The sequence below is a fragment of the Bacillus sp. AFS053548 genome (assembly GCF_002575105.1).
In the GTDB taxonomy this organism is placed as follows: domain Bacteria; phylum Bacillota; class Bacilli; order Bacillales; family Bacillaceae_G; genus Gottfriedia.
In genome coordinates, this window is sequence record NZ_NUHI01000001.1 from 1 (window position 1) to 15645 (window position 15645).

At 32.0% G+C, this 15645-nt stretch carries 15 protein-coding genes; 7 read left to right on the forward strand and 8 right to left on the reverse strand.

What is annotated here, in order from left to right:
• The 6 genes from CN946_RS00005 to addA all read left to right on the forward strand — a co-directional run.
• Positions 1 to 646: reverse transcriptase domain-containing protein (locus tag CN946_RS00005; protein ID WP_286133767.1), on the forward strand; the 646-nt coding region annotated here is incomplete at its 5' end.
• A gap of 491 nt (positions 647 to 1137) precedes the next feature.
• Positions 1138 to 2289, forward strand: coding sequence for an SLC13 family permease (locus CN946_RS00010; protein ID WP_141546833.1), 1152 nt, complete (start codon positions 1138 to 1140; stop codon positions 2287 to 2289).
• Positions 2290 to 2734: 445 nt separating this feature from the next.
• Positions 2735 to 3376, forward strand: a complete 642-nt coding sequence (locus CN946_RS00015; RefSeq protein WP_098859352.1) for a TVP38/TMEM64 family protein — start codon at positions 2735 to 2737, stop codon at positions 3374 to 3376.
• 33 nt (positions 3377 to 3409) lie between these two features.
• Complete coding sequence (gene lepB / locus CN946_RS00020) at positions 3410 to 3961, forward strand: signal peptidase I (RefSeq protein WP_098859353.1); 552 nt, start codon at positions 3410 to 3412, stop codon at positions 3959 to 3961.
• Between the two features lie 96 nt (positions 3962 to 4057).
• Complete coding sequence (gene addB, locus CN946_RS00025) at positions 4058 to 7564, forward strand: helicase-exonuclease AddAB subunit AddB (RefSeq protein ID WP_098859354.1); 3507 nt, start codon at positions 4058 to 4060, stop codon at positions 7562 to 7564.
• Positions 7557 to 11297: a helicase-exonuclease AddAB subunit AddA gene (gene addA, locus CN946_RS00030; RefSeq protein WP_098859355.1), complete on the forward strand. Its 3741-nt coding sequence runs from the start codon at positions 7557 to 7559 to the stop codon at positions 11295 to 11297. The genes addB and addA overlap by 8 nt, the downstream gene beginning before the upstream one ends.
• A 34-nt stretch (positions 11298 to 11331) precedes the next feature.
• Here addA and CN946_RS00035 read toward each other — a convergent pair whose 3' ends face one another.
• The 7 genes from CN946_RS00035 to CN946_RS00065 all read right to left on the reverse strand — a co-directional run bounded on the left by CN946_RS00035 (position 11332) and on the right by CN946_RS00065 (position 13827).
• Positions 11332 to 11547, reverse strand: coding sequence for a spore germination protein (locus tag CN946_RS00035; RefSeq protein WP_098859356.1), 216 nt, complete (start codon positions 11545 to 11547; stop codon positions 11332 to 11334).
• A 16-nt stretch (positions 11548 to 11563) separates the two neighbouring features.
• A complete protein-coding gene (locus CN946_RS00040; protein WP_098859357.1) occupies positions 11564 to 12211 on the reverse strand; it encodes a spore germination protein GerPE in 648 nt (215 codons plus the stop codon).
• Positions 12211 to 12387 (reverse strand): spore gernimation protein GerPD, encoded by a 177-nt coding sequence (locus tag CN946_RS00045; RefSeq protein WP_069032956.1) that lies wholly within the window; start codon positions 12385 to 12387, stop codon positions 12211 to 12213. Before CN946_RS00045 ends, CN946_RS00040 begins: the two co-directional genes overlap by 1 nt.
• The gene (gene gerPC, locus CN946_RS00050; RefSeq protein WP_098859358.1) at positions 12384 to 12995 is read right to left on the reverse strand and encodes a spore germination protein GerPC; all 612 of its coding nucleotides are present in this window, start codon (positions 12993 to 12995) and stop codon (positions 12384 to 12386) included. Before gerPC ends, CN946_RS00045 begins: the two co-directional genes overlap by 4 nt.
• Before the next feature lie 37 nt (positions 12996 to 13032).
• A complete protein-coding gene (locus CN946_RS00055; protein ID WP_098859359.1) occupies positions 13033 to 13230 on the reverse strand; it encodes a spore germination protein GerPB in 198 nt (65 codons plus the stop codon).
• Between the two features lie 13 nt (positions 13231 to 13243).
• Complete coding sequence (locus tag CN946_RS00060) at positions 13244 to 13465, reverse strand: spore germination protein (protein WP_098859360.1); 222 nt, start codon at positions 13463 to 13465, stop codon at positions 13244 to 13246.
• A gap of 206 nt (positions 13466 to 13671) precedes the next feature.
• Positions 13672 to 13827: an aspartyl-phosphate phosphatase Spo0E family protein gene (locus CN946_RS00065; RefSeq protein WP_088012099.1), complete on the reverse strand. Its 156-nt coding sequence runs from the start codon at positions 13825 to 13827 to the stop codon at positions 13672 to 13674.
• A gap of 464 nt (positions 13828 to 14291) precedes the next feature.
• Here CN946_RS00065 and CN946_RS00070 point away from each other — a divergent pair, with 464 nt between their 5' ends.
• Positions 14292 to 14666, forward strand: a complete 375-nt coding sequence (locus CN946_RS00070) for a DUF1516 family protein (RefSeq protein WP_098427745.1) — start codon at positions 14292 to 14294, stop codon at positions 14664 to 14666.
• A gap of 42 nt (positions 14667 to 14708) precedes the next feature.
• Here CN946_RS00070 and CN946_RS00075 read toward each other — a convergent pair whose 3' ends face one another.
• Entirely contained in the window at positions 14709 to 15272 is a 564-nt protein-coding gene (locus tag CN946_RS00075; protein WP_176526030.1) for a DUF2777 family protein, read from the reverse strand.
• Positions 15273 to 15645 lie beyond the last annotated feature (373 nt).

A 15645-nucleotide genomic window follows, 5' to 3' on the forward strand; every position in this document is an offset into this window, starting at 1 on the left:
TGACTTATGGTTCGAGAAAAGCGTCAAGAAACAGTGCGATGGACAAGCATACCTAGTAAGGTATGCGGATGATTTCGTGTGCTGTTTTCAATTTAAGAATGAAGCTGAGGAATTCTTTCAATCTCTAAAATTAAGACTCGAGAAGTTTAATCTGGAAATAGCCGAAGATAAAACCAAAATTATTCCCTTCGGACGGCTTGCGGAGAAACTTGGAAAGCATCAGGGAAATGGAAAACCAGAAACCTTCGATTTTCTAGGTTTTACTCATTACTGTGGCAAAAGCAAACAAGGAAAGTTCCGAGTGAAACGGAAATCAAGTAGTAAGAAAGTACAAAGCAAATTAAAAGAGTCTAAAGAATGGTTGAAGAAGAATAGAAATAACAATATTCATATAATCATGGACAGATTCAAACGCTCGCTTATTGGTTATTTCAACTACTATTGCATCACGGATAATATTCCAAGTGTTAACATTTTCAAAGTTAAAATCGAGAACCTAATATTCAAATGGCTCAATAGAAGAAGTCAAAGGAAATCCTTTAAATGGGAGAAATACAGACTCTTCCTGAGCAAATATCCACTACCCTCACCAAGGGTTAAGGTGAATATCTACGATTTAAGAAAAGAAATTAGCTACATTCTGTAAATGATTACTGGAGGAGCCGTGTGCATTAATAGTGCAAGCACGGTTCTGAGAGGGGGTGGAGTGCAATTTACCGCAAGGTAAAAAGACTCCATTCTACTCGACTAGTTACATAAGATTTATAAACACTTATCTTAAAAAGAACTATTTAGAAATTCCATGGAATTGAATCAATAAATGCCTTTATAAAATTTTTTATCCAAACAAGAATCGATTTTATTTTTTCATAATTATAAATATCCCTTTTCCTATAATGTACAAATCATAAAGACGAAAAGAATAAAAGCTACTTCGTTATGGAAGTATCGCGTGCTTTAGTTGAATAAGGGGTATCAACAAATACCCATCAAGTCAAAACAAATCATTATCCCTATACGAAAAATGCCATTTTTCCTGTAATTTAATGGGAAATATGGCATTTTTTAAGTTTATCGAAATTTCAAATGCAAGAAACAGGGGGGTGTAGTAGAATAGAAAATACTGGAGGGGGATTGATGAAAGAATATATTTATGTGGAAAACGAAAAAAAAGTGAAATTGAAATTTGGAATTTTAAAAAAAGATATTGTATTTACCATATCATTCTTGTTAGCAATCGGAAGCTGTTTATTCCATGCACCAAAACTAGATTATATAAATTTTAAAGTATTAGTCAGTTTATTTAATCTTATGCTGGTAGTTAAGGCTCTGGAAGATCTTAAACTATTGGATAAGTTCGCCATTGCTATACTGAGTAAATGTCATAATAGTAAAAGTGTTTCAGCAATCCTAATTTTATTATGCTTTTTTAGTTCCATGCTTGTAACGAATGATGTGGCATTAATAACATTTGTACCATTAACTCTTATAATTAGTAAGATTATCCAAACTTCTATGTTAGATACTATTATTCTAGAGACAATTGCGGCTAACATCGGAAGCAGCCTAACTCCAATGGGAAATCCACAAAATCTTTTCATATTTACTTACTACGGAATAAGGCCTATACAATTTTTTACAACAATTCTTCTATTAGTGGTTCTGGGAATTGTTCTGTTATTCTTTTTTAACCAAAGATTGAATAGTAAAACATTGGAAATGGAACTTCCGTATATTCTTATAAAAAATAAAAAAAAGGCAATAGTATGGGGTATACTATTTGGCATCATATCTGCATCCATACTAGGGGTTTTAAGCTACAAACTTACGTTTATCATCGCATTAGGAACTGCATGTATACTTGATATAAAATTATTGAAGAAAATTGATTATTTATTGCTTATTACTTTTATATGTTTTTTTATATTTATAGGAAACATATCGGAATTAAAAGTAGTACACACATATGCCAGCGAAAATCTCAAAAGTCCCACATCAATCTTTTTCAGTTCTATAATTTTAAGCCAACTGATAAGCAATGTACCAGCTGCAATCTTTTTATCAAAATTCTCTGTGAATTGGCAGCCTTTATTAGTAGGTGTGAATTTAGGTGGACTTGGTACGATTGTTGCTTCCCTCGCAAGTGTAATTTCATTTAAGCTTTTTATTATGAGAGATCCACAAAAAAGTAAAATATACCTTATAAGGTTTAGCTTTTATAACTTTTCGATTTTAGCTCTTTTAACTCTTGTTTATTATTTTACGATGAAATATCAAAATTTCTTTTAATACAGAGATTTAATTGGTTCTAATGTAGGAGCCATCTTAAACAATGATAGTTGGAATTACTGGTTATACAAAGGTAAAGCAGAGGTAGAAGAAATTATAAATATAATTAAAGAAAAAGCAACAGACCTCATATATTAAGACATTACTTATTTAATTGACAATTTCAGTCTGTAAATCAAGTTTTTAGGACTTTGTCTATACACGAAACTACTTTTCCATTTAGTGAAGTAGTTTTTTTATTTATTTAAAGATAGTTTATTAGAATTACATTAAGCATCATTAGGAACAAATTAGTAAAAAAATATTTATAAGATAATCAGTCAAATTATTACAAAAAATACTAGTTAGAATCATTTATTATTATTGAATAAATAGTTATATGTGATAATGTTAACAGTAAGGATATCTATTTAGAAATACGGCTTAAGGAGAGATTCATATTTAAATGAACGTTTTTGACTTAAAGGCTTTTTTTACAGAAGAACATTTTTTACATCTCATTCAACAATACAAAGATTATGGTCCATTAGTTGGAATATCAATCCCTTTTATTGAAGCAATTTGTCCAGTTTTACCTTTGGTCATTTTTGTATTTGCTAATGCAGCAGCATTTGGTCCTTTATTAGGTTTTCTATATTCATGGATTGGTTCTTGCTTAGGTTCCATTTTACTATTCTATGTTGTTAGAAAATTTGGTCAGAAACGATTTTTTTCATTTGTAAGTAAGCATAAGAAAGTAGAATCATCAATAGGGTGGATTGAAAAAAGGGGATTTGGTCCAATTTTTATTATGTTTGCATTTCCGTTTTCACCATCTTTTTTAATAAATATAGTAGCCGGCTTGTCACGTATTAAAATATCGCAATTTCTAATCGCATTAGTACTTGGAAAGTTTACTATGATCGCGATGATTAGTTATTTAGGGAAAGATTTAACTTCAGTGTTTCAAAAACCGATTAAAGCATTGTACATAGGAATTTTTATATTCGTATTATGGATTGTTGGAAAAGTGATTGAGAAACGTATGAACATCAAAGAAAAAACAACAGAGAAAAAGAGTGCGCCTCGATCATCTGATGAGCAATAAAGCTTTATTACTCAAAAGGGAGAGAGCTACTTTATGCTAAGGAAAGAAGTATTTGACTGGGGAAAAGCGATCATAATTGGAATCGCAATTGCTTTTATTGTAAGAACGTTCTTATTTTCTACATATGTAGTTGATGGAGAATCTATGATGCCAACATTAAAGGATGGAAACTTACTAGTTATAAATAAATTTGGATATGAAATTGGTGATATTAACAGATTTGATGTAATTGTATTTCATGCAAATAAAAAAGAAGATTATGTTAAACGTGTGATTGGTTTACCTGGAGATTCAATTGAATATAAAGATGATCAGCTTTATGTTAACAATAAAAAATGGAATGAACCATATTTAAATGATTACAAGAGTTCTTTAAAAGGAACAGCTTTTACACCTGATTATAATTTAAACGAAGTTACAGGTAAAACAAAAGTTCCACCAGGCTATGTTTTTGTTGAAGGGGACAATCGACCAAAAAGTTATGACAGTCGTTTGTTTGGATTTGTAAAAATTGATAAAATTGTAGGGAAGGTCGACCTACTTTATTGGCCACTTTCAAGTTTGAATACGAATTTTAACAAATAAGCTCCTTATGGGGGCTTTTCTTATTAGGTACACATTTAAACACACTTTTTTACTAAATAACAACCATTATTCTAATACAATAAGGAGGGGATTTTTATGTCGTTTCAATTTATATTAGGACGTGCAGGAAGTGGAAAAACGCATCACATTTTAAAAGAAATAACAAATAGATTAAAGAATGAAACAAAAAATATCATCTTTATTGTACCTGACCAAATGACCTTTCAGATGGAATATGAATTAGTTAGAAGGCAGGAAAAAAAAGCAATTATTAATTCCCAAGTTTTTAGTTTTACTCGATTAGCTTGGAAGGTTTTACAAGAAACAGGTGGAATCAGTCGGATTCATATTGGTGAAATTGGAATTTCTATGATTCTTCGAAAGATTATTGAGGAAAAGAAAGAAGAATTGAAAGTTTTTCATCACGTTGCTGATCGACAAGGGTTTTATAAGGAACTAACGGGTCTTATTGCAGAGTTTAAAGGTTTTCAAGTTTCTTCAGATGAATTATCTTCCGTTATTTTACAAATGGAGCAAGATTCATCGAAGGATCATATCTTTATTCAACAAAAGATAAATGATATTCAAATAGTTTTTGATGCTTTTAATACATATATGAAAGATAAGTATCTTGATTCAGAAGACTATTTAAATTTGTTGATTCAAGAATTACCTAAAAGTGATTATATAAAAGACAGTATTATTTATATTGATGGATATTATGATTTGGCACCTCAAGAGCGAAATGTAGTTGAGGAGTTAATGAGATATTGTAGTGAGGTAAATTTCTCTCTAACAATTGACCGGCCGTATGATGATTTTTTACCACATGAATTAAATTTATTTTATAAACCAGCGCTTCTATATCAACAAATTAAAGAGATTGCTTTAAATACAAAGCAAACAATAGAGCAACCTGTTATTTGTCATCAAAACTTAAGAAATCAATCGAATGATTTGAAATATTTCGAAACGAATTTTGATAATAGACCAGTTAAGCCTTCGTTTGAATCAGATGGAATTAAGATTATGTCGGCATCTAATCGTCGAGCCGAAGTAAATGGGATTGCGAAAGATATTATAAATAAGGTACGTGATCAAGGATATCGTTATCGTGATATAGCCATTTTCTTAAGAAATGGAGATTCTTATTCACACTTGATTTCAACTATTTTTCATGCGTACCAAATACCCATTTTCATAGAAGAAAAGCGATCAATGCTAACACATCCATTATTTACGTTTTTACAAGCTACTTTCGATATCATTCAAAAAAATTGGCGATATGAATCAGTTTTCAATGCGTATAAAACGGAATTAGTTTATCCATTCGAAAGTAATCGTGATAAGAATCGTGAACAGCTCGAGTTATTTGAGAATTATTGCATAGCGTATGGTAAGCAAGGAAAAAGGTGGACGATCGAAGAGCCATGGAAGTATCGAAAGTATCGCTCAACTGAAGGTATTGATAGAGGGATAACAAATGAAGAGTTAGAATTCGAGGCATTAATCAATTCAGTAAGAGATTTATTAGTAAAGCCAATTCTGACATTTCAAAGCAATCTAAAGCAAGCCAAAAATGCGAGAGAAATGTGTGTAGCATTGTATGAATTTGTTGAATCACTAGATATTTCAAGGAAGCTTCACCGTTTAAAGGATGATGCTGAAAATCGATCAAATTTAATTGAAAGTAAGGATCATGAGCAGGTTTGGAAAGGGTTTATTCAACTTTTAGATGAATGCGTTGAATTAATTGGAGAAGAAAAACTGTCACGTAAAACATTTTTTGAGATTCTTCAAACTGGTTTTCAATCTCTTGAATTTGCGAATGTTCCTGCATCATTAGATCAAATAAACATAGCTGATTTTGATCATTCAAGATTACAAAATGTAAAGTGTGCTTATATCATTGGTGTAAATGAAGGAGTTATTCCAAGGAAGGCTAATGAAGACGGATTATTAGGCGATACTGCCCGAGAGTTTTTACAATCATTTGGTGTGGAAGTAGCACCAACAAGTAAGCACCAATTATTTGTAGAAAATTTTAATATCTATACTGGAATTAATCGAGCAAGTCATGAGTTAATCATTAGTTATCCGTTAGCAAGTGATGATGGGAAAAGTCTTGCCCCATCCAGTCTCATTCAAAGGATAAAATCGATTTTTCCAAATATACATCAACGATTTGAAAGTGGAGACCTAACATTTAGTTCCGTAGGAGAACAACTAACAGCTATTACAAATTATGGTACAGCGCTAACGAATTTAGTATCTCAGCTTCAAGTTTGGTCGACTAGGGAAACTGAAACGAATATGGATTTATGGTGGACGCTTTATAATGTCTTACGAGAAAATTCTGATTCAAAAGATAAACTGTATAAAGTAATAAGTAGTGTAATGTATAACAATGTCGCGAAAGATCTTGGAGAAGATTTAAGTACAGAATTATATGGGGAAGAATTGAGTGGATCGGTATCACGAATCGAGCTTTTCCATCAATGCGCATATGCCCATTTTGCACGTTATGGTTTAAAACTACAAGAACGTGAAATTTATAAGTTTGAATCATTTGATATGGGGCAATTATTCCATAGTGCTTTAACAATTATTGGAGAGAATCTTTTACAGACCGGGAAAAGCTGGAGTAGTTTAACGAATTCAGAATGTGATGAATTAGCAGCAAAAGTAGTAGATGAAATCTCTCCAAAGTTTCAACGTGAGATTTTGTTAAGTACGAATCGATATATGTTTTTAAAGAAAAAAATGAAGGATGTTATTGCTAAAGTATCCTCAATTTTAAGTCAACAAGAGCATGCAGGTAAATTCGTTCCTGTTGCTTTAGAAGTACCATTTGGTATGGGTAAACAGTTAAATTCTTATCAACTTCCGATTGATGGGAAGAGAAGAATGGTATTAAATGGCCGTATTGACCGAATTGATAAAGCAACAAGTGAAAAAGGCGATTACTTACGAATTTTGGATTATAAATCAACGAAAAAGGAATTAAAGTTATCAGATGTATACTACGGACTTGCTTTACAGTTACTAACATATTTAGATATAGCTGTAGCAAATTCAACAACATTACTTGGAAAACACGCGGACCCTGCTGGTATTCTTTATTTCCATGTTCAAAATCCGATTGTTAAAGTTAAAAATAATATCGAACTCGATGAAATTCAGGATGAGATCTTTAAAAAGTTTAAAATGAATGGATTACTTTTAGAAGATCGTGAAAGCAATACGTTAATGGATGAAGCATTAATTCAAGACGGAAGCTCTTCAAAAATTGTACCGATTAGGCTAAAAAAAACCGGAGAGTACATGGCAAAATATTCAAAAACGGTAAAGCCTGAACAATACCCAATGATGACGAATTATATAAAGCAAAAATTTACTGAAGCTGGTCAGCAAATATACAAAGGTTTTGTAAAAGCAAATCCATATCAGCAAAAGGATAAAATACCTTGTACATATTGCTCATACCAATCAGTGTGTCAATTTGATGCGAATGTAAAAGGTAATGAATATCGTGTTCTACCTCCTTTAGAAGATAGCGAAGCATTACAAAAAATGATCGAGGTGGTGAATAAAGATGAGTAAAGAAGAAAATAACGCAAGTAAAACAACATGGACAGTCGACCAGCAAAAAGCGATTGATTTCGAAGGGTCAGATATTCTTGTAGCCGCTGCTGCTGGTTCTGGAAAGACGGCTGTTCTTGTTGAACGAATTATTCAAAAAATCATTCGTGATGAAAATCCAATAAATGTTGATGAATTACTTGTTGTTACTTTTACAAAAGCAAGTGCCCAGGAAATGAAAGAAAGGATTGGGACTGCATTAGAGAAACAACTTGTAAATAATCCTGAATCTGATCATTTAAGGAAACAAGCTTCTTTGTTAAATAAAGCTTCAATCTCAACAATTCACTCTTTTTGTACTGAAGTCATTCGATCAAATTACTATATGGTAGAATTAGATCCAAACTTCCGTACTGCAGAAGAAATTGAGATTCAATTACTGATGGATGAAGTGTTAGAAGAGTTGATGGAGTCAGAATACAGTGATGAATCTAATGTAGTCTTCTTTGATTTAGTTGATCGATATACTAGTGATCGAGATGATAATGATTTACCAAAATTAATATTAAAGCTATATCGTCATGCAATTTCTAACCCTAACCCAAGTGAGTTTTTAAATGCATTCATTCATCAATATAATGTAGTAGGTAAACCTGTTGATGAGATCCCTTTTATTCAAGAGCTTAAGAAATTTATTCAAGATGATATGTTTGCTTGTATAAACACTTATAAACAAGCATTGGATATTATAGAGAGTCCTGATGGCCCAATCAAGTATGCTGAAGTGTTTAAAGAGGAGTATGGTAATTTAGAATGTTTATTCCATGCTTCAGAAAAATCATGGGAAGAAATACATGTTGGCCTACAAAAAATAGTATTTAATCGATTGCCAACTATTAAAAAGACAGAGGGAGATCAACAGAAAAAGGAATTAGTAGCGAATTTCCGAAAAGATGTTAAAAAGAAGATTGATGATATAAGAGATAAGTATTTTAGTCGAAGTATTGACATTCAATTAAAACAAATAAGTGAATTAAAGCCTTTAGTTGAAAAGTTAATTGAACTTGTTAATCGTTTCATCGTGTTATTTAAAGAAGCAAAATTAGAAAATGGAATTTTAGATTTCAATGATTTAGAACATTATGCACTTGAAATTTTAAAGGAAAAAGACGAAAGAGATTTATTAGTACCTTCATCAGTTGCAAGAGTTTATCAAGAAAAGTTTAACGAAGTGTTAGTTGATGAATACCAGGATACGAACTATGTACAAGAATCGATTTTAAGGTTAATCACAAAAGGTACAGGAGCGTCTGGTAATCTTTTTATGGTTGGGGATGTTAAGCAGTCAATCTATCGCTTTCGATTAGCAGAACCACAGCTATTTATAAATAAATACAATTTATATGAAAAAGAGAAAAATGAAAGAACTGGCTTGAGAATCGATTTATCTAAGAACTTTAGAAGTAGAGCGGAAGTATTAGATGCAACCAATTTTATTTTTCAACAAATTATGGGAAGAGAAATTGGTGGAATTGAGTATGATGAAGATGCGATGTTAAAGCTAGGTGCGAGCTATCCTGAATACTCAGATTGCGCTGCTGAATTAATCTTATTAACGAATTCAGATGAAGAAGAAAATGAGGCTGAGTACAGTGAACAAGAAGATGATGATCTTGTTGAAGAAAAGCTTGAACAAATTGAGGCAAGGTATGTAGCAAGAAGAATAAAGGATTTAGTTGAAAGTGAATATTTAGTAACTGAAAAGACTGGAGAAATGAGACCAGTAAAATATAATGATATTGCTATTTTAGGCCGTTCACTATCGAATGCAGATTTGTATATTGAAGAATGCAAAGCGTTAGGTATACCGCTATATGCAGAGAAATCAAAGGACTTATTTCAAACAATTGAAGTGGCTGTCTTTTTAAATTTATTAAAGCTAATCGATAATACCATTCAAGATATTCCGCTTGCATCTGTCCTACGTTCTCCAATTGTAGGGCTTTCGGAACCGGAATTAACAATGATTAGACTAAATCATAAAAATGGATCCTTTTACGATGCATGTCAAGATTATCTAAATAATTATGAAAACCGTCATAAACAGCTTTCGATTAAATTAGTAAATTTCTTTTCACAAATAAAGGAATGGAAACGACTCGTTAAAAGGGAGACACTTTCAATCTTTATTTGGAAGGTATTAAAGGAATCTACATACTATGACTTTGTTGGAGGGTTACCAGGTGGTAAACAAAGGCAAGCAAATTTAATTACGATATTTGATCGTGCAAAAGCATTAGAAGAATCAAATTATAGAAGTCTATTTCAGTTTTTAAGATTTTTAGATCGTATGCAAGAAAGAGATGAAAAGCTAGATGAAGTTCGTATTTTAAGTGATCAAGAAAATGTCGTCCAAATGATGACAATCCATAAAAGTAAGGGATTAGAGTTTCCTGTTGTGTTTGTCGTGAATACATCTAAGCAATTTAATATGCAGGATTTAAGAGCAAAATTCATTCTACAAAAGGAATTAGGTTTAGGTATGAATTTTGTACATTCTGCGTATCGAACGACTAATACAACTCTCTTGAAGGAAACAATCAAGCGCAAGGAACATGAAGAGTTAATTTCCGAGGAATTACGAATTCTTTATGTTGCATTAACTCGTGCAAGAGAAAAGCTTATTTTAGTAGGTAAAGTAAAAGATGCACAAAAAATGATTGAAAGTTGGAAGGAAGTTGAAAACCATAAAGAATGGCTACTGCCATTAAACATTATTAGTGGTGCTAAAAGTTATCTTGATTGGATTGGTCCTGCGATCATTCGGCACGATTCTAGTAATGCAATTAGACTCGAAGATGATTTGTGGCATACAGAAAATGAAATTCAGTTTTACCCATGTCGCTGGAATTATTCAATTGTAGATGCTTCTACAATTCAATCATTGGTAGCTGAGGACGTAGAAAATAATAAAGTCGAAGTATTTCAAGCTTTCCAGTCAAAAGAGCCGATTCAAATTAACAATGATGAGCTTCATGAAAAACTAGAGAATCAATTAAACTGGCAATATCAACACAGACAATCAACTCTATATCGACCTAAACAATCTGTGACAGAATTAAAAAGAAAAATGCAAGAGGAAGACCCATATAATCAAAGTTTTACAGCGACTAAAACAAAAGATTTTCCACTTGAAAGACCAAAATTTATGTCAGAACAAAAAATGAACTCAGCTGAAAAAGGAACTGCTACCCATGCTGTAATGCAAAATCTAAATTATCAACTTGTTTCATCTCATGAAGACATCATTGATCAGATAGATAGTATGGTTTTAAAAGAATTAATTACCCAAGAGCAAGGGAAAGCAGTAAATAGCTTGGAGATTTTTGAATTCTGTCAATCACAACTTGGTCAATTAGTGGCAAACTCAAATCAAAATTTGCGCGAAGTACCATTTAGTTATGGTGTTTCAACAAATGAAATTTATAAAGATTGGGAAGATGAAGAGGAAGTTGTATTAATCCAAGGGATTATTGATTTACTTTTAATTGATGGTGACGAGGTTATCTTAATTGATTACAAAACCGATCGAACTGGTGCATTTGCAACAAGCGATGCCTTGAAGCAAGAAGCAATTAGAAGATATGGTGTTCAACTCGATCTTTATTCAAAGGCAATTGAAGCGGGTATGGATAAACTAGTTAAAGCTAAATATCTCTACTTTTTTGATGGTGGTCAAATTGTAGAGTTATAGAAAAAAGCGATGCGCCTGCATCGCTTTTTTTGAATTATAAAGTTGCGACTTCATTTTGATCTGCTAGATCGGCATCTAGTGTATTAGTTGCACTTGCACCGCTTATTGTTGCGGGTAGAAACCCAGTATTACCTGAGCCTGAGCCGAAATATGATTTTGTTTGTGTTTTTGGTGAGATATTATTCAGATCTCCTGTATTTATATTTCCTTCATTACTTGTGATAACAATTGCACCAAGAAATGTTGGCATGAAATATTCTCCTTTCTTAATCGGTTGATTTTGTTTCTGATGTTTCTTTTTTTCGTGTAACTACAGGTACTGTAGGTACAGTTGGTACTACGGTGTGTACTGGAACTACAGGTGCTACCGGAACTACAGTATGTGGCGTTACAACTGGCGAAACTTGGAATGTTGGTTGAACAAGTATATCTGAGTGAACGGGTTGCGTTGATGATGTCATCATTGGCTGCATTAGTTGAGAAAAAGTAGGTTGAGCATGAATGCCTGGAGTTTGGTAATGTATTGTAGGTGTTGTGATAAAATGTCGTATTTGATGTACTCGGGCTAACATTGTGGCATCATGAACTGAGCCAATAATGGATGCGCTGGCTGAGCTTATAGCATTATAATTTATTGAACCAACTTGGATTGTCGGGTTAAGATTCACTCGGTTTAAATTTACATTAGGAACATATGGAAGATGTTTTGGAATGATTTTAAAAAGTGGATATATTTCAAAAATATCTCTGTTAAAATCAGCAAACACATTCCCTTCTTCTTGAAGTGCGAGAGCGTTTGACTCCGCATTCATTGAAAATACATCCCCAAACTGTAAAATGCTTGAAAATAGTACTGTATTTACATCATATCTTTCTACTGCGGCTAAACGAAATCTTGGATCAATTTTAAACATTAACTTACAGATAAAGGTACAAATGGTCCAATAATTAATGATTCTGGTGGTGTGTCAAATATAGAAGATAGTGAAATATTATGAGCATCGCCAACCAAAAATAATGAAGACGATGAAATGGCTGTAAATTTTATTTCATCAACCTGTAAATTGCAATTCGTTACATTTAAATTCATCCTTTATTCTCCTTTCCAATATTATGTGGTAAGTTTTGTAAAAAGGCACTATAGGCAGTTCGAATATCTCTTAACATGTGTAAAACGACTTCTTCAGAGTATCGGAGTGGATTATCAGCGAAGTTTGGTTTATTTTTATATAAATCAATATAGTAAGGAATCCTAATATCCATTTGATTTCGTATATCATCGATCATCATTTGTCGATAATAATCATCTACAGCAACTCTAAGCTCTGTTTCTAATTGGAGGATGGTTTCTAATGCTTCTTCCTTTAAATGGAAGTGAATTCTTTCTTCAATATATGATTTCAAAGCTTTCAAATTATTATCAGGTTTAATATCAATTTGCTGGTTTTCCACTGTTAAATCATCAAATGTAGGAGCTTGAAGTGGATTCAGCCCTATTGTTAAGGTGCCATTTAAATTTTCAACTTTTAATTGGTCAAATTTATATTCAATTTTATCAATTTTTGTCTCAGGTCTTTGAGAAAGTTCAAGAACTGTAGCCTCAAGCTGAACAACTTTAGCTTTTAATTGTTCAATTATTTGAGACTGTTCAAATAGTAATTGCTCAATTTGAGTCTGTCTTAATTCTAGTTGATTCATAGAATTCCCTCGCTTTCAATTTGCTAAAGGAATAAAATTATGTTTGTTGCGAGGTGTGAACGATTTGACCTGGTTCAGTAATTGGTGGTGCTGCTTCTAAATAATCTCCAGTATTATTCGTTATCGTTTTTGCATTTATATGTCCTGTTGTTCCAATTTGAAAAACAGATGAGTTTACGATCCCACCAGTTTTTAGCTGATTAATAATAATAGTTTGATGTATATATATATTCAAACGACATCCTCCTTTACATGTTGCCAACCATTGGTTGATCAACTTGGTCTTGATCATATACGGTCGAAATACTTTTATTGTTATAAACTGTTACATTATCACCAGTATTAAACGAACCAGCACCGGCGTACGTTTGAGCACTACTTTTAGGTATGATATTATATGCATCACCCACGTTAACTACAGCGCTACTACCGACACTGACGATATTAATTACTCCAACATAAGCAGGCATGACTGTACACCCTTTGTTCTTTTATGATTATGTATTATATGGCCATTTAACCTAAAACGTGATTGTAGACTATGTATTGTTAAGAAGTATTAATTTTTAATAGGAAGAAAAGGGTGAAGGGGAAAATAAAAAGAGATGAGATTTCTTATTCTATAACCAAAAAAAATACTAGCTGCAATTAGAATAAACTAATCGCAAGCTAGCTATTAGGCTCTCCTTTTAGAAGAGGTAAAGGTCGAAATCATATTCATTAGCCTGTCCAATTCCTGGCTACATAAAACTGTTTTCTTGTTCGTAAAGCCATATCGTCCCGCATAATATACCATTCGGGCCCGTTTTTTCTCTATAACATGAAGCAGCAATTTAGTCACCAACTTTGTTCAAGAATAGGGAATTATGTCTAGGTCTCACGATGTATGTAATGCTATTATACAAAATCATTTTCATATGAGAAGACATTCGCTAAAAGAAGTGTAAAACTTACAAAATACTACAATATTCATCTGCATTCCATCTTGGGATAGTGGAAATTGAAAGGTTTTTGTAGGATAAACTATACGGAGTGTCGAATTGTAAGGAGCTATAGATGATATTGAATTTATTTTCGACAGTAGATTACAATCCTAGATTAATATAATTTATGATTTTTAAAAATGAATATTAAGTCATGCTTTTTATAACGGGTAATAGGTATAAATTCATAGCTTATATTTTGAACAATTTGTGAATTTTTTAAAATCTTTTCCATTTCCATTTCATCTACATTTTTCCTTATTCAAGCACTTATGTTATGATTATTTAGAATATATATTTGGGAGGAAACGAAATGATTCACTTACATATTACATCGTGGGTAATCGCTATTATTTTAGCTTTAATTGTTGGGCACGGATACAAAAATGGTTGGAATGTGAAAGTTGCCCATATGATTTTACGTCTTTTATACTTCGTTATTTTAGGAACTGGACTGTATTTATTTATTCATATTTCTAATAAAGAAAATATGCCGTCTAATATGATGATGCTTTATAACGTAAAAATGACACTTGGTATTCTTATGTTAGGTGTGTTTGAATATTTCACAGTGTCTTCTAAGAAACACCGTAAAATGGTTGTTCCTGCAACTATTTTTACAGTATTTATTTTAGCTTTATTATATTTAGGATTTAGATTACCACAAGGTTTTCACTTCTTTGCTTAATAAAAAAACTGTCACAAATTTCTTGTGACAGTTTTTTTGTATTTATGAAAGTTGAGTTAATAGGTAGCGGTTACCTGTTGCTTTCGTAAGTTCAAATCGGTGGTTTTGTTCTTCAGATGAAATTCTAAATTGGTGATATACTGAACAAACAAGTTCTCCATTATCAAATACGATGAAATTTACTCCTTCAGAAGGTGAACCTTCAGGCTGAAATGAAAGGAAGTTGTGACAGTACAAGCAATCGTATAGGGAAAAACTATGTGTATTTAGTAGATACGCTAAAGTATAAAATGATTCATCGGTCAAATTTTTCAATAGTGAGTCGAAGCTATATAAAAGCTTTCTTTGAATACGAAGGATATCGCCATTTTGTAATTTTTTCTTTTTGGAATACTGAATAAGAAAATTACCATTTTTTAAAGAAGCAGGAACCCACTCTTCATTTATAGAAACTTCAAAATCTTCATCGATAAGATCCTCAAGTAAAAATGCCTCATCAGTTTCATCATCGAAAAAGACCCATTCATCATTTATTTCTTCAATTGCTCCAATAGTAAAAGCGCGAGGTTGCTTTTGAAATAATTGTGATCGGTGCTTAAATTGCATTAAGTAACCTCCAGTTACAAGCGTTCTGCTGTTCATTGTTTAATTACATAGGTTCAAGTGAAAAGTAGTGATTCGGACATTTTATCGAATCATAAAATTAAGTATCTAATAGAATCTTTTTTTCGTTCGAACCTTTTTTTGAATCTCGAATATTGTTTAAATGGATTAAAAAATTTACTCTATTTTCCGACCGGTATTAGGATTTATAAATCATAATAGCTGCGTTTATTTCGATTTTAATAAAGCTGCTACTTTTTTCATTTATTGACATAACTTAACTATTTTATAACTATGCAAAAATTAAAAAAACGTATGGACAAATATTGATAAGTTACAAACTTTTTTTGAGGATTAACGCACCTATTTTTAAAAA